Consider the following 16,680-nt stretch of genomic DNA (forward strand, 5'->3'; position numbering starts at 1 on the left):
TATGCAAGAGTATGTAGAAATAGGTGAAGAATTAATCTTTATTGCAATGGGAATTGCAAGTGTAATTGCATTAGCAGTATTTGCTGAAAGATTAATTTATTATAAAAAATCGTTAGGTAAAAAAAACGAAGACTACCTAACTGAAGTTAGAACATCACTACAAGAAGAACCAGAAATTCACTGGAAAACTGACGCCGGCGAAGAATCCATTTATACCAGATTCGTTCAATTTGCTCTCAAACAATTAAAATTAGGACGAAAGGGACTTGATGAAAGTTTAGATGGCCAAATTCTATCCGAAAAATTGGAGTTGGAAAAACGTTTACCAATCCTAAACACCTTGGGTAATAACGCTCCGTTCATCGGACTCTTAGGAACCGTTCTAGGTGTTATCAAAGCTTTTTATGGTTTGGGAACCTTAGGAAGTTCTGGTGCAGAAGTGGTTATGCGTTCCATCTCTACGGCTCTACTTGCAACGGCAGCTGGTCTTGCAGTCGCAATTCCTGTGGTAATGGCAAACAATTATTTTTCTAGAAAGTCCAAGGTGATTTTACAGAATATGGAAATTCTGAAAAAAGAACTACTCTCTTATCAAATGAATAAGACAAAGGTATAATTATGGCTGGAGCATCAGGTTCACAAGACGAAGAAATTGGAAGTATCAATATCACTCCTATGGTGGATGTGATTTTGGTTCTTCTTGTCATCTTTATGGTAACGGCAAACTTTCTAAAAAAAGAAAGTTTAAACATCAATTTACCAAAAGTACAAGCTGCTGATCCGAACGTTGCTGAGTCGGTGCAAGTAGCAATTACCAAAACTGGCGCCATCCTTTTGGAAGGAAAAGATACAGACGTTTCCGGTTTGGTTCGAAATCTCGAAAGGGAAGCAAAAATTAGACCTAACATGCGTTTAACTCTTTCTGCAGATGAAAGCCTCCCTTATGGAAAAATTACGGAGCTGATGGGAATCATCCGAAAAGCGGGTGTTACTAAAATTGCCCTCAGTGTAAAAAAATGAACCGTATCGCGGAATTATGGATAATTTTTAAACAGTCGGTCAAACAGAATAAGGAGCGATTGTTCCATATATGTTTGATCGGTAGTTTGTTTGTCCACACCGCAACTTACGCTGGTTACAAGATTAGCCAATTACGCGGCGACGAAGTGATTGAAGAATCAAACTTTGAAGATGTCGATGTTAGTTTTGAAGACATTCCTCCTGAACTCATTGGTGGCACATCCTCTCCTGCACCTATCGAAAAACAGGAATGGGTAGAGGGGAGTAATAAAGACAAAGCTGACGAACCAGATAACTCCGATATCAACCCAAATCAACTATCGGGAAATGGAACAGATAAAGATGGATATCTTTTCTCTTTCAACGGAGACAAAATGCCAACTGCAATCATTGACTTTGATTTAAAGGAGTATTTTCCTCCTCAAGCCAAAGCAGCCAATATTGTAGAAAAACAAGTTGTACTTCTAGTTCAGGTGAATGAAGACGGAAGTTTACAATCGGCAAAAATTGTATCTGGCCGTGCAGGTTACGGATTCGAAGAAGCTGCAATGAAACTCATCAAACGTGTGCGATTTAGCCCAGGTTATGTGCAAGGACAGCCCAAAAAAATGGCACATAGATTACCTATTTTATTTTCTTTAGAAGACTAATAGACGCTCTATGAAAGATCTAGGGAGCAGATTTTTAGAAAAACCAACTCTATCCATCTGTCTCCTTTTTCTTATTTTCTCAGTTTCTATTACATCATACATCTACTCCATCACTAAACCAACGGATAACTCTCTAGCTGAATATTACCTAGCCGAAAACACAGAATACTTTGTTGGTGACATCCCTGCAGATGATAATGGTAACATTGATTTTCAAAAAATGCATAAAGTGTATTGGGAATCCATTTCCGGTTGGATTGACGATACAGAACTCCAACGAATCACCGATTCGGAATTTATTTGGTTACGTTCCAAGGCGTTACCAAATCACAAAACCAAAGAAGATGTTTTTTTTCTAATCGAACATGGTGGCTTAAATATAGAAATATTTAATGAATATGGAGATTCCGTTTTCAAATATGGAAATTTTTTAGATCAAGAAAGGTTACCCAATATTTTCCAGTCAAAATTTGATTGGGTTAAAATCCCCGATGATGATTCAAATTATTATTACTTAAGATTGTATCACAAAAAAGGAATCCTCTTTGTGATTACCATCGTGGAAAATTTAGTTGGGAAACAAACCGCACTGTATCGAGAAATTGCGTTAAAAAACCTAACGACAATTTTTTTCCATTCATTCTTCTTGATGATTGGTATCATCTGTGCCTTGGTTTTTTTTATTGAACATAAAAAACAATACAACATTCTCCTTGATTTTGCAGCTTTTTCACTATGTTTCGGTTTACTTGGCCTCACATCTAACGTACTCATTCGATATCTATTTACAAACTCAGAAACATTATTCATTCTCACTACCGTTTCAGCAAATTTTGTTTTTATTCCTATGTTATCTGGTGTGCGACGCCTTTTTGGAAGTGGAAGTTACAAAGTTTTAGATATATTAATTTATATAGATGTTATCATTTGTTCTGCTACGACTATTCTCGTTTTTTCACTTCCGTTCGTCGACACAGCTCATTCATTATTAATTAGTAGCAGAAGTTTTTTCATCTTATTTAATCTTTTAAACATTCTAGGACCAATTTACATTACCTTTGAAGCCTGGAAAAAAGGGAATCCTGAAGCCTTTGGTCATTTCATTGGATTTAGCGTTACACTCCTCCTTGTCATCATAGAAATTTTTCTGGCAATCAAATCGAATGATAACTCTACAAACAAAGTAGTTCTTTGGGGTGTTCTTTTTGGTGTTATCTCTCAAGGATTTGCATTAGAACGTACAATCTTTGCTAACAGACAAAAAGCACAAGTGTACAAAGAAGATTTGTTAAAAGCGGAAAAATCACTCAAAGAAAGCCAACTCAAAACTTTACAAACAAAGATGAGTCCACATTATTTATTTAATTCTTTAAATACCATTCATGCACTTCACAAAATTAAACCCGAGTTAATTGGAGATGCGATTTTAAGCCTTGCGAATAACTATAGATTCATTTCAGATAGAACGGATAGAGATTGGATTCCTTTTGAAGAAGAATGGAATTTTTTAGAAGACTATCTACATTTACAAAAACTAAGATTTTACGATACCATCCAAATTGATTTTAAAAAATCCGGTGACTTTTCTTCTGTAGTGTTACCACCACTGTTACTCCAACCCATCATCGAAAATTCTTTTAAACATGGGTTTCGCGGATCGGCAGAAGAACAGTTTCAATTGTTTATTCATGCAAAAATAGTTCGTGATTCTGTATTTAGTTTCGTTGTCTATGACAACGGTATTGGAATTCCAGAGGAGTTACTTACAGATAAAACAAAACTTTTGGAACGATCTTTGGGAAATATAAAGGAACGTTTGAAAAATCTTTATTCTGAGTTTAGTTTCGAAGTGACCAGAAATTATCCAGAAGGCGCTAGAACAGAAATTGAAATTATACTAACATCTAGAGTTCCGCAAGTTCTCTAAGTTTCGTTGCCAATATATTGGCAGAAACTCCACCAGGAAAGTTTATGAGAGTATTTAATTTTTCATCTAATACATAAATAAAATTAGAATGATCAATTCTATAAGTATTTCCCTCTCCTACTTTTTCTCTTACGATTCCAAATAGTTCAGTGAGTTTAGTTAAAGACTCAGCATTGGGAGAAAGTGCTGTTAAATTTTTTCCAGGAAAGTTATCTATATAGTTCTTCAAAGTTGCAGGAGAATCCCTTTCAGGATCCAGTGTTATAAAAATAAACCGATACCTGTTGGATTTTTCACCGAGTATTAAGGAAGCCCTTCCAAAATTTGTCAAAGCAAGTGGACACATATCGGGACAATGGGAAAATCCAAAATACAATACCGATTTTTTTTCAGACCAAAATTTTGGTTCTAACAAACTTCCATCTGGTTGTACAAAAGACAAATGTTTCCATTCTTCTTTAATTGTATCTTCCTTTGATTTACAAAAAGAAAAAAAACCAAATATCAGAAGAATACTTACTAAAGTTATACGGCTACGATCCAACCCATACCTCCGTTTTCAGCCATATGTGTTTGGTGAGGATGGAACATATACCGACCCTTTTTTTTCAAAACGAATTCAATGACAACTCGCTCTGTTTGTCCAATACTCACAACATCTGAATGTCCATCCGGAATGACACTTCCTAAATTTCGAATGATATCAAAAGTCTGAGCATGTAAATGGAAGGTAATGATAGGTTCTCGCTCCATCATGTTTTGAATGTAGAAACGCACCCTTTCCCCGACAGGAACTTTCATGGGATAACGATCATAAATTCCGGCAATACCATTCCAAGTATAATAATCGTTTTTACCCTTACCTTTTGTATCCCATCCAGAAAATGTAAGAACAAATTCATGCGCCGGTTTTCGTTTGATAGGTGGGTCAACAAGCAATGCACCATACAAACCTTTGGCGGTATGAACCATCAATGGTGGGACATGGCAATGATAAGGATGAAGGCCAATGGGACCTGCTTCAATTTGATAAGTCCTTTCACCAAATGCAGGGATTGGTTCCCATCCATCTTCTAACGGATCATGAGTTCCATGAAAGTGTAAAGAATGAGGATCGGGACTCGAATTTTTAACATGAATTCGGAGAGTGTCTCCTAAGTTGGCTCGAAGTACAGGCCCCGGAACCAATCCATCGAATGTCCATGCAGGATAGTTTACATTATGAGCAATATTCATACTCAAAGGAAATAGATTTAAATTAAAGTCTTTCACCTTCGAGTTCGTATTTTTATAGTTAGGTGGGTAGTAAAACCTTTCAGTATACTCCTCTTTGATAAAAAAAGGTGGGTGGGCCATACTTCCATAAGTATTAATACCACGTAAACTCCCACCGGCTCCAATTGAATTTTGATAGTTATCGCTAACTGTGGGAGTGGTCACCACTCCAAAGTTAGCTGTTACCGAAGGATCAGAAGGTCCACAAAATTCCTCAGAGTTTCTTGAATTGAATTTGATGGAACCAAATAATGATCCAACAAATCCTGTAATCCCGAATCCCAGCGTTGTTAAAAAACTCTTCCGATCCATAAGGTAACTCTCTAAAACTCTAAATATGAGAAATTAAACTAAGGACCCAAACAAGAATGAATACTCCCAAACCACCACCAACTGCGATTTGTTTGAATTTTTTTTCGTATTCCGTATCAGCTACCAAAAGGTATACAGCAGGCCCAAGAACTGGAACTATCAAAATCACAAGTGACCAAATGATTTGTTTTGTTGTATCCATCCCCTTTTGTTTAGAAAGACCAAACAGTGCTAAAGGGGCCCAAACCATTGTCAAAACAAAGGGAAGGTAATAAGCGTAAGATCCGATAAAATATGTCCAAAAACCTGGGTTTGCAAAAGTTGTTTCCATAAATATACTCCTATATTAAACTACAGACGGTTCTGTAACCGCCGTCATCGCATAACCGGCATAAGCCAGAATGGTAAAGAAAAGAAAAATACCACCAATCACTACTGTGTTCCGAACAGTCTTAGAAATTTTTGATTCTTTAGAGTATAAATAAACCAAAGATCCAATAAATGGAACAAGTAGAATCAGCCAAAAATAAAAATCTAACTTAGAACCTTTTGCAGAGAATCGATCCAAGATAGCAAGTCCTGTCCAAGCAGCAAAGATTGCAAATGGCAACAAATATCCCATTAGGTGGAAATACCATGTTTTGATAGTGCCCGGAAAATGAACTCTCCATCCCGATGTATACATAGGGTTTGTGGCAGCATCAAATTCTGCTTGGCTCAGTTTCGGCAGTTCGGCAGAAGTTATCAAACCTTTGTTTGCCTCAAAAACATCATGTGCAGGAATCACATTCACCAAACTTTCCTTAGGCATACTCATTTGAGATGGAGGGATTGGTTGGTTTTTATAAGAACCGAGTACAAATTCCCGAAGGTTTGCCTGTACAAAGAGGGCAAGTAGGCCAATACTAGAAGATAAGTCACCTATATGAGGATAACGAATGCCCGTACACGATTGAAGGGTTTCAAGTAAGGGGGGACTAGACACTCCATAAGAGTTTCCTTCAAAACAGTTTCCCACATTTACTGGCCCACTAAGAGCAATGTCTCCCCTGCCGGAATGATAAACTTTATTGTTCCTTACGACGTTGTTATTGGAGATCCAAATGTTTTCGTCGATATTCATTGTGACCAAAATTCCATAGTTCTTATGATTAAAAACTAAGTTGTCTTCGACCAAATTCTCTAAGGCTCCAAGTAAAGCGATACCGTTTCCAATCGATGGATATTCCAATTTTTTAGAAGGAGCATTCGTATTGTTATTATCATAAACAATATTTTTCTTCACCACAATTTGTTTTTGAGGAGGAAGTAACTCTCTATCCAGTGTATTTGGACCAATACCCAATTGGTTTTTTCTCCATATAGAAGATAAAAGATACAAGTTTCCACTTGAATTGGTTCCAGAATAACCAAGCGCATTGTTCTCAGAAATAACATCGTTAATAATCGCATTACAAGGATTACATTGACCTACATAAAATCCAGAATCAGGAGATCCAGAAGCATAAGAATGTTCCATCAGTCCATCAACAGAATCAAAAGCATAAATTCCATAATCACCGTTGTTATAAGCCGTTAAATAGGATCCTCGGTAACCTTTCACACCAGTCCAATACACACCATTTAATGTAGCATTTCTTGTTGTTAGGTTTTCTACAGCAACTCCATCGGCTCCCACCACCATGATTCCGTTTCCACGTAAAAACTCGCCATCGATAATGGTTTCATTACGATCTTCCCCACGAATCACAATCGAAGGAGTGGTGACTGTGACTTCTTCTTTATAAATTCCTTTGGCAACAAGAACTAAGTCGCCAGGAGAAGCTGCATCCACTGCATTCTGAATGGTTTTGTATTGAGAAGGAACCTTACGAGTCACTCCTGTCCATTTTTTTGATATTTTGGATTTTGTTATGTTCGTTTGCGGATTGTAAGATGCATTTCCAATCACAGCAACACCGGTCATTCCAATTTTACCATCTGGTGATGCATGGAAAGAGCAGAAATATGGGTACACACCTTCTTCAGGAAAGAACACATCGGTATGGGCTGCGCGAAACATCGCTAGGTTTCCAAATGTTTTCTCCGTTGACCAATCTTTATTGATCGAGATCGCATTGTGAGGATTGTTCCCTTCGTTCACAAATCGAATTTTTCCGCCTTTGAAGGTTCGAATGACTGGTGGGTGAAAGGCATTATCCATCATCGTGACATGGACAAAGGCCGAATTGGCAGGATCTTCTGAACTGCAATGATTCATACCAAGTGTTATGAATACTGCAATTGCGACTCCTAATAAAATCTTTTTATTCTTTTTCATAGGTCTTTCCCAGAACGTGAGGATTTCCTCACATTTTGAGAATTTTACATCTGTGTTAAAACTTTGTCAATGTTAAATCAAAGGAAGGAAGAAAAATATACAAATAACAAACTTTTCAGTTCCGCTACCACTGCCTTCTTTTCGGCCGCTTTTCCCTTTCTTTGGGCAATTTTGAAGACAGCATCCACCGTTTCCACAATCATGAGTGCACGATAGTAGGCTTGTTTTTTCTCTACTTTGGGAAACAAAGTAAGAATCACTTTTTCAGCAAGAGATTTCGCAAATCGTTCGTTACTTTCAATATCCAATTGTAACAATGCTTGGTTTGTATAGAGGATAGAATTGATTAGACGATACCCTTTAACTTCACTTAATGTCCGCTCAAAGGCATGAAGAGTGAACTCAATGAAATCCGGAGAAAACTTTTTTTTCTTTTTAAGCTCCTCATCAAGAAGTTTAAAAAAGTAATCATGAAGGATAAAATAACACGATTCCGCATGATAATAAATAATGGATTCTTTGTTTGGAAAAAATTGATAAATGGAACCAACGGATATTCCACTCCTCTCTGCTATCAAATCCGTAGTTAAATCATCATATCCAACTTCACCTAACAATTCAATTGTGGTATCAACAATTTTTTGATACCGTTCAATAGAACGTTTCTGCTGAGGAATTTTCCTTGGATTTAATTTTATATTCATTCAGATCGCAACGCTACGATCGGACTCAATTTGGCGGCATACTCCGAGGGCCACCAACCAAACAAAATTCCAATCGATATGGAAAAGAGAAATGCAAATCCAATAGAAGGAAAGGACAAAACAATAGTCCAACCAAAGTATTCTTGTAAAAATAATACAGCGAGTATCCCGAAAACAAGTCCAACAATCCCACCGGTCAAACTGGTTAAAGTAGACTCAATTAAAAACTGCATCCGAATGTCGGACTCCCTAGCTCCTAGTGCTTTTCGAAGACCAATTTCCTTAGTCCTTTCTTTTACAGACACCAACATGATATTCATAATTCCAATCCCACCTACCATAAGTGAAACTGCAGCAAGGGCTATGAGGAGAGTTGTCATGGTTTGATTGGTTTCAGATACTGCAGATTGGATATCGGCCATGTTCATCACTTGGTAAAGATTTCCCATGGATTCGTTGGTTCCATGTCTTTCATGTAAAAATCGTTTTAAGGAAGTTGTAAATTCTTCTGAAGATTCAATTTTCTCTAATTCCATTTCCAAACTATCAACCGCATCTTTATTGAGTAATCTTCGCATAGCAGTGTTTAGCGGAACTAAAACCACATCATCCTGATCGCGAAACCCGGCACTCCCTTTTTCAGGAAGAAGCCCAACCACTCGAAACAAAATACGATTTACTTTTAAATATGTACCAACTGGATTTTTTCCTTCATAAAGTTCTCTTACAACCGTGTTCCCCACAAGACAAACAAGAGCTCGTTTTTGGTTTTCTTCTTCTGTAAAAAATCTTCCTTCTACTGGTTCTAAATTGCGGAGTGTTTCATAGTTAGGGCTTGCTCCCGTGATATAACTATTCCAATTTCGACTTCCAAAAACAAGTTGTCCTCTGCCATTCACAACAGCAGAGATTTGTTTTACCTCAGGGAATTTTTTAGCAACCGCTCCTACATCAAAAACATCCAATCGATTGACTGTTCCTGCTTCTAATGATACCCCCCCACTCCTCATCCCACCCGTACGAACAATCACTAAATTAGCACCTAACGAAGAGAACTGTTCCTCAACTGATTTTTTAGCCCCTTCTCCCAATGCCATCACAGATATAACACAAACAACACCAAAAAGAATACCAAGAGCCGATAAAAAAGTTCGCAAACGATTAGAAGATAATGAAAACAATGATTGTAAAAAAATACCTTGAAAGAGAGGCCAACCCATTTTTCGTTTTAGATTTGTTTTTGGAAAAAGGTTGGATTCTTTTTTTTTCTTTTTTCCTTCATCAGACACAATACGCCCATCACTCACGTGAATGATTCGATCACAATACTCCGCCATTTCTGGTTCATGAGTTACCATCACAATGGTTTTTCCTTCCTGGTGAAGCCGTTGTAATTCTAACATGATTTCAATTTTACTTTTGGAATCTAGGTTCCCGGTCGGTTCATCCGCAAAGATGATTGGTGGGTCCACAAGTAATGCACGGGCTATAGCTACCCTTTGTTGTTGTCCACCAGAGAGTTCATTCGGAGTGTGATGTACTCGATTTTCCAATCCCACTTTTTGTAACTGTTCTACAGCTCTTTCATCGGTATGATCTACATTCGTGTATAAAGAGGGTAAACTTACATTTTGAGAGGCATTGGATTTAGATAATAAGTGGAATTGTTGAAATACAAAACCGATTAAACTTCCACGTACATCTGACAAAACATCAGAAGACTCTCCGTCAACCCTACGACCAAACAATGTATAGGTGCCTGAATCCACATGATCCAGTAACCCCATCACTTGTAATAATGTGGATTTACCAGACCCCGAAGGGCCCATAATAGCGACAAATTCACCTTGTGAAATTTCTAAATCAATCCCAGAGAGAACGGGAAATTTCGACTTTCCTATTGTATAGGATTTATTTAAGTTATGAATCTCAATTGCTAACAAAGATTATCTCTTCGGCATTTTTGGTGAGGAGAATGGACCACCGCTGTTAGTCTTTTTTTCCTCTTGAACTTTTTTCTTACGATAAACTACTTCATTTTCACTCAGGCCAGAAATTACCGCTGTATTTTGTTCATCGGAATTTCCAATACTTACTACTGTTTCTACAAGTTCACCATCCAATTTTTTTGTAACTTTTCCTTTCCCTGATCCACCTTTCACAAACTCATTGGGAAGGAGTAATACATCTCTCTCTTTGGAAAGAATAAAATCTATGGTAATCGACATTCCACTTCTCAAATATTCCGGAATGGTTTTTAATTCCAAATCCACATTGTACATGGTTACATTGTTCTCCGTCACAGCTTCGTATCCAATATGAGTGACTTTTGCTTGAATAGGGGTATTTGAATAAGAATCTACCGTGACATTAGCAATCTGATTAATTTTTATTTTTGATAGATCCGTTTCATCTACTTTTGCCTGCACCATTAGATTATCAGAAAGAACATAGAGTATGTCTTGTTGTGTGACTGTTTGCCCGGGACTAATATTAGAAGCGATCACCAAACCACGCAAAGGTGAAATAACAGGAGTTGGCTTATAAAAATCTTCCCATTTTTTTAATTCATCTTCTCCTTTAGCTCTTGCTGCATCAAGTAACGCAGCCCTTTCCGTGGAACTCATCCAAGCGATGATTTTCCCACGACCAACATGGTTCCCTTCATTTACGAGAATGGATTCCACGCGGCCAGCAATGGGTGGTTTGATTTCTAATCGATTTTTCGGAATGGCTGTACCCGTAGCTCGAACTGTAACAATTAAATCTCCACGAAATACTTTTGAAGATTCAAGTTTGGTGTTCGATTTTGATTTACCAAAACCAAATAGATATACCGTTATAGATATGGTGACGACAACAATTGAAATGAATATAAATTTAATCTTCATCAAAACACTTTCCTAAATTTCGTAAATAAGTAGCCTCTGCTAAACTCAGATCCCTTTTACCCAATAAATGATTTTTTTCTCGATTGATTAAATCGTTTTCGATGATGTCCCAATTTTCAAAACTAATCAGACCATTTGAGTATTGTGACCTTGCTATCATGGCACGAATCTCAGATGCTTTATAAAATTCTGTTAACACAACCAATTGTTCGGATGCATTTTTAAAATTCAAATGTGACTGCTCCAAAGAAAAGGAAAGGGAGTTCTTTTTGGAATCTCTTGTATGAATGGATTTTTCATATTCGGTTTTTGCAATCTTTACATTATAATAATCCCGACCACCGTTAAACAATGGATAGGTTAAGTTCAATCCGAAACTATAATTTCGAGGTTTAGGTAACCAAACATCATCTTGTCTCGTCATGGTTGCACTTAGATTTAAATCAGGATAAAAACCGGCCTCCGCTACACCGATATTGGCCTGTGCGGCTCTTACTTTGGACTGCTCCGCCATGACAGATGGATGTGATTCTAACAGTGATTCCTTCTCTTTCTCTGAATACTTCTTTTCCATTACCGGTTCATAAACAAATTCTGAATTGATATTTATATCCAAACGATTGGCAATCACCCGTTCTACTTCATTCAAATTACTTTCAAAAAGTCGAAATGCCGAAGATACTTCAAACTCTGATTGTTTCACAAAGGATTCACTTAGTAAAAAACTACCTTTATGTTCCCGTCCCACTTCATATCGAAGTTTTACTAAATCACGATTTTTAATCCTTCTTTCCTTGATTTTTTCGGAAAGTTGGTGAAGTTCTTTTGCATACAACATTTGAGCATAACCTGACTTCAATTCAAAACAAATCTTCAAACGAGAATCATGTAATGTTTGTTTTGCTGCCTGAAGTAATGCTTCTGTTTTATCGATTCCACTTTTATCTTTAAATCCAGCAAACAAGTTTTGATTAGTGCTAAGTCCAACCGAATAACGGTTGACTGCAGTTGGCCTGGATTCTCCTGAACTTGATGTTTGTGTTGAATTGGATCCTGCATTAGCCCCGCTGATTAAAGGATCATTTACAGTACCAGAGCCACTAAAGTTTGCAGATGACTGCCTTGCTGATGCCAGTACGTTCACTGTCGGTAAATATCCGGCATAACTTTTTTCATTTTCAAAAAATGCTTTGTCATAATCGGCTTTAGCCGATAAAAATTCTGGATTGGATTGTAAGGCAGTTTGCCAAAGTTCTTTCACTTGGACCGGTTTTGCAGACAGAGTGATCAAACCAGAAAATGCAAAATGCATCAATATAATTCTACTCAACTTCACTATATACTAAACCTAAGTTTGATAGGAAAAGTTCCCAAGGTTTCACAGTTTTGAAAAAAATTACCAACTTCCAGAACTACCTCCTCCTCCAAAACTTCCACCGCCACCACTGAATCCACCGGACCGAGAACTCCCACTACTTGACCAACCACTGCCACTAGAACTTCCGAAAGATCCTCCGAAACTTCCTTTCTTCATTCGCATCCTACCATGAGGAGTTAATAAATGATATAGTTTATAGATCCCAACTCCAACTGCATAAATTAAAAATACAGAGGCTCCGATATTTGCTCCATGAATGGCAGTCGGAAACAAACTCCAAAAAGGAAACAAAAAGAAATAAATAAACCAACCAATATAGGGGGTGTTAGCTGCTACATAAGTAAAAATTCCGAGCACAAACAAAACAAAAATGGAGACAAAAATTTTAATCGGTAAGGGAATTTCCTCCTGCCCCATCGATAGTTCTCCCAAAAAAGACAAAGGACCTAAATGAGAAAAATCTTCAGCAGGGGGAACCGTATAAGTTCCATCAATTCCAGCAAGGATCGCATTCACTCCATTTTGAATCCCTGATTTATAGTCTCCTTTTTTGAAGTAGGGTTTGATTTCCTCTTCTATGATATGATGGCAAAGAACATCTGTTAAATTTCCTTCGAGTCCATACCCAACTTCGATTCTTAACTTTCTATCATCCAAAGCAATTAATAACAAAACACCATTATCTTTTTTTCTTTGCCCCAACTTCCAGGTTTCTGCAACCTTCATAGAGTATTCTTCCAGAATTTCACCTTCTAAAGAAGAAACCACAAGAACAACAACCTGGTTACTAGTTTTACTCTCATGATCTTTCAGTTGTCTTTCTAGAGCAGATATGAAACCGGCATCCAAAGTCCAAGTTTCATCCATAACTCGTGCTTTTAAAGTAGGTATATCTTTGGCTTGGATAAAAATGGGGAATAAAAAAAGAAGAGAAAAAACCAATATCCTTTGCATACTAGGATATTGATTTTAAAACACTCAGTTACAAGAATTTTTTTTGGACTACTTGTTGATTCGAGTCGCCCCGTAATAAGCAGAGATAGGTTTTAAGTCTTCAAAACCTATCAAATTTACAACTCCACCTCGTTCTTCATAATCCCGTTTAAAACTTTGCAAAAATTCGATGGCCGAAAAACCAATCATTTCCACTTTTTTATCAAACTTAAGATCAACTCGTTCCCCAGGTGTGATTTTTCTGAGTAATAATTTTAATGAAATCATATTTGAAAACAACAAAGCATGTTTCACGTACAATTCATGAATTTTATTTTCTGATTTAACAGTGATATCAGCAACAAAAATATAACGAAGTGGAACTCCAAAATAAATTTGAATCAAAATGGCAGTCACAATACCACAGAAAACGCCAACTAACAAGTCTTCTACGATTGTAATTACAACAGTTACCAAAAAAATAACAATTTGATCCCAACCCTTTTCATAGGTTTCTTTGAAAACATGGGGGGATGCCAATCGAAGTCCCACCATAATCAGAATTCCGGCAAGTGATGCGAGAGGAATCCTATGAATCAATCCAGGTAAAAGCAAAATGAAAAAGAATAAAAAGAGTCCATGAAAGAAATTGGACCATCTAGTTTTGGCACCGTTCTCCATATTGGCAGAGGAACGAACTACCTCTGCAATGATTGGTAATCCTCCAATCCATCCTAAGAAAAAGTTACCGGCACCTTTTGCGACCAACTCACGATCCATATTCGATTTACGGCGATAAGGATCTGTATTATCAACGGCAGTTGCAGTTAACAAAGATTCGATACTCGCAATAAGAGCAATGGTAATTACCATTACCCAAAAAACTCCATCCTTCCAGCGAGAAAAATCAGGAAAAGAAATCCCATCATAAATATGGGCCGGTAGGTTTACTAATTTTTCTGGACCAATTTTATAAGTATGATCGAGCAAAGTATAGGAATGTTCATCAGCTAAATCAAAAACAACTCCAAGGACAATACCGATTAACACTGCAACTAGCGGCGCCGGTAATTTTTTTATGAGAGGATTTTTGATTTTCGCTAGGACCGCAATAATAACAATCGCAGAGATCCCGATGATGGCAACTTCCGGATTCACTAAAGAAAAACTAAAAGGAATTTCCCAAAGTAATCCCCCGATGGTTTTTGCTTTAGGAGTGATCCCAAGTGCCACATAAAACTGTTTGGAAATAATAATAATTCCAATGGCCGCCATCATTCCATGTACGACTGATATAGGAAAATAAACGGTTAAATTCCCTGCCTTCACTAATCCGAGGACTATCTGAATTGCACCAGCAATTACGATGGCCGCAAGAGTTAACTCAAACCCAAGTTTTGCATCCCCACCACCTAATACCATAATTGAGTTGAGAACTACAGCGATGAGTCCGGCTGCTGGACCATTGATGGTAAGATGAGAACCACTAAGTAATGAACCTATAATTCCACCCACAATTCCGGAAAAAATCCCAGCCATCGGTGGGGCCCCTGATGCAAGTGAGATACCCAAACAAAGGGGCAACGCAATGAGAAACACAATAAAACCGGACAAAATGTCCGATCGCCAATTTTCCTTTAACCCGGGTAACCAATCTTTTGGTTTGTTTTCATTGTTCATGGGAATGTCCTCTTAATCTAACTATCTATATATGGCTTCTTGGTTTTTCGAAATTGGTTTGGGTTTACACCGGATTGTTTTTTGAATTCAAGATAAAACGCGGACCTGGATCCAAAACCTGAAAGTTTCCCAACCTCAGCAACATTGAGTTCTGGTCTTTCGCTCAGGATCACCATGGCCTCTTTAATTCTATATTGGTTCAGTAAAGATGGAAAATTAAAATTATACTCAGAGTTAATCAGTTCGCTTAATTGGTGATAAGAAAGTCCCATTTTAAAAGCGATAAGTTCCTCATTACAATTTGGATCCAAATATATCTTCTCGGCAGCTAACAAAGATTCTAGTTTATTTCTAAATTCTGTTTTATCTAATTTTGTTGTGACAGATCTATATCTTGTTTTTGACTTATCTCGTTTTTCATAATTTCGCAAAAACAAAAAAGAACCTGCTGTCAGAAAAGGTAGATAGAATACAGCTGCATAAATGAAAAATGGTTGGTATGGATAAAAATCAAAATGAAACAATGTTTTCAAAAATACAGAGAACAGGAAAAAAAACCAACCTAATACATATGCTCTTGCATCGCTTTCTTGTTTCGATAATAAAAAATTATGAGTTTTGAATAAATAATATGCTGCCGTTCCAAAAATAGATAGAACTAGAAAAATTCTAAATTCATATACACGCGAAAATAACGGAACGAGTAAATACAAGAACCCCGCAAACCCCGAGATCCAAAACAAAATTTGTTTTGAAAAACGATTTCCAACAAACTGATCAAAGGTGGCGAGATAAACAAAAAACACAAAATGGTTAATTGATAAAAACAAATAATAAGAATGTGTAACTAATTTATTTGAGTTTCCCAAAAGGGAAGCAAACTCCTTTCCGTGAACAGAATACACAAGAAGGAAAAACATAATAAAATGAGTTAAAATTGCAATGTAGATCTTTTCTTTTGATTTGAGATATTCGGAGATAGCCCATCCAAAAGAAACAATCCCTACCATGGAAAAAAATAAAAATGTTAAGAATCGAAATAAAACAATGGAGCGATAACTTGCCGAAGAAACAGTTCGAATGGGAAAGTTTAAATCTTCGTTGGAAACAAGGTAAATATAAAAGTAACGACTTTCCTTAGCCTTTAGGGTTACATTAAAATGTGGGAACGGGGAAAGTAAACCCATCCAATCTTCCCAGACATAACCACTATAAGAATCTACAATTTCCCCATCTTCCCCCTCCGAACAAAGTTCCACAAAGGGAATGTTGATCCATTGGATGAGGATGCTGAAAAAACTGTCGGCAACAGCTTCATTCTTTAGTTCAAACCGAACCCACTGTCCCCCGACTTCGCGTTTTCCTCTCATGGAATCGGCACTTCGGTTGTCCATCCAGACCAAACTCCGTAAAGATTGGATGGATTCGTGACTGCATTTTCTTGGAATTTCTGTCCTATGGGGTACCAAAAATTGGACATCCTGACTTATGTTCCGTCCATAGAAACTTTCCGGTTTCCATAGGCATCCCCCCAACCCTATCAGGATTGCCATAAAAAGGGGGATTTGGGCCATTCGTTTCATCAGAAAC

Annotated in this window: 14 protein-coding genes and 1 pseudogene; 4 read left to right on the plus strand and 11 right to left on the minus strand. The window is 37.2% G+C overall.

From position 1 onward, the window contains the following. The first annotated feature begins 1 nt into the window (after nt 1). The 4 genes and pseudogenes from EHQ49_RS11135 (at nt 2) to EHQ49_RS11150 (ending at nt 3,597) form a co-directional block, all read left to right on the plus strand. Nucleotides 2-616 (plus strand): MotA/TolQ/ExbB proton channel family protein, encoded by a 615-nt coding sequence (locus tag EHQ49_RS11135; protein ID WP_135579390.1) that lies wholly within the window; start codon nt 2-4, stop codon nt 614-616. 2 nt (nt 617-618) lie between these two features. Continuing rightward, a complete protein-coding gene (locus EHQ49_RS11140) occupies nt 619-1,020 on the plus strand; it encodes an ExbD/TolR family protein (protein WP_002979115.1) in 402 nt (133 codons plus the stop codon). Between the two features lie 170 nt (nt 1,021-1,190). Next, nucleotides 1,191-1,670: pseudogene (locus EHQ49_RS11145) on the plus strand (energy transducer TonB); the annotation flags it as partial. Between the two features lie 10 nt (nt 1,671-1,680). Then, nucleotides 1,681-3,597 (plus strand): sensor histidine kinase, encoded by a 1,917-nt coding sequence (locus tag EHQ49_RS11150; protein WP_135579394.1) that lies wholly within the window; start codon nt 1,681-1,683, stop codon nt 3,595-3,597. Here EHQ49_RS11150 and EHQ49_RS11155 read toward each other — a convergent pair. From EHQ49_RS11155 to EHQ49_RS11205, 11 genes are all read right to left on the minus strand, one after another. Continuing rightward, nucleotides 3,575-4,141, minus strand: coding sequence for an SCO family protein (locus EHQ49_RS11155; protein WP_135579396.1), 567 nt, complete (start codon nt 4,139-4,141; stop codon nt 3,575-3,577). The two genes, EHQ49_RS11150 and EHQ49_RS11155, sit on opposite strands and share 23 nt — an antisense overlap. After that, nucleotides 4,123-5,184, minus strand: a complete 1,062-nt coding sequence (locus EHQ49_RS11160; RefSeq protein WP_135579398.1) for a multicopper oxidase domain-containing protein — start codon at nt 5,182-5,184, stop codon at nt 4,123-4,125. Before EHQ49_RS11160 ends, EHQ49_RS11155 begins: the two co-directional genes overlap by 19 nt. A gap of 19 nt (nt 5,185-5,203) precedes the next feature. Further along, entirely contained in the window at nt 5,204-5,515 is a 312-nt protein-coding gene (locus tag EHQ49_RS11165; protein WP_135579400.1) for a PLDc N-terminal domain-containing protein, read from the minus strand. Between the two features lie 15 nt (nt 5,516-5,530). Further along, nucleotides 5,531-7,504 (minus strand): right-handed parallel beta-helix repeat-containing protein, encoded by a 1,974-nt coding sequence (locus tag EHQ49_RS11170; protein WP_135579402.1) that lies wholly within the window; start codon nt 7,502-7,504, stop codon nt 5,531-5,533. Nucleotides 7,505-7,581: 77 nt separating this feature from the next. After that, complete coding sequence (locus EHQ49_RS11175) at nt 7,582-8,208, minus strand: TetR/AcrR family transcriptional regulator (RefSeq protein ID WP_135579404.1); 627 nt, start codon at nt 8,206-8,208, stop codon at nt 7,582-7,584. Continuing rightward, complete coding sequence (locus EHQ49_RS11180; protein ID WP_135579406.1) at nt 8,205-10,151, minus strand: ABC transporter permease; 1,947 nt, start codon at nt 10,149-10,151, stop codon at nt 8,205-8,207. Before EHQ49_RS11180 ends, EHQ49_RS11175 begins: the two co-directional genes overlap by 4 nt. Nucleotides 10,152-10,154: 3 nt before the next feature. Then, on the minus strand, nt 10,155-11,099 hold the full coding sequence (locus EHQ49_RS11185; RefSeq protein ID WP_135580014.1) for an efflux RND transporter periplasmic adaptor subunit: 945 nt from the start codon (nt 11,097-11,099) through the stop codon (nt 10,155-10,157). Then, nucleotides 11,089-12,411, minus strand: a complete 1,323-nt coding sequence (locus EHQ49_RS11190; RefSeq protein ID WP_135579408.1) for a TolC family protein — start codon at nt 12,409-12,411, stop codon at nt 11,089-11,091. The genes EHQ49_RS11185 and EHQ49_RS11190 overlap by 11 nt, the downstream gene beginning before the upstream one ends. Before the next feature lie 84 nt (nt 12,412-12,495). After that, nucleotides 12,496-13,419 (minus strand): TPM domain-containing protein, encoded by a 924-nt coding sequence (locus EHQ49_RS11195; protein WP_244241455.1) that lies wholly within the window; start codon nt 13,417-13,419, stop codon nt 12,496-12,498. A gap of 60 nt (nt 13,420-13,479) precedes the next feature. Further along, a complete protein-coding gene (locus EHQ49_RS11200) occupies nt 13,480-15,090 on the minus strand; it encodes a SulP family inorganic anion transporter (protein WP_135579412.1) in 1,611 nt (536 codons plus the stop codon). A gap of 17 nt (nt 15,091-15,107) precedes the next feature. After that, nucleotides 15,108-16,673: an AraC family transcriptional regulator gene (locus tag EHQ49_RS11205; protein ID WP_135579414.1), complete on the minus strand. Its 1,566-nt coding sequence runs from the start codon at nt 16,671-16,673 to the stop codon at nt 15,108-15,110. Nucleotides 16,674-16,680: the final 7 nt, after the last annotated feature.

The organism is Leptospira perdikensis (assembly GCF_004769575.1).
In the GTDB taxonomy this organism is placed as follows: Bacteria; Spirochaetota; Leptospiria; order Leptospirales; family Leptospiraceae; genus Leptospira_A; species Leptospira_A perdikensis.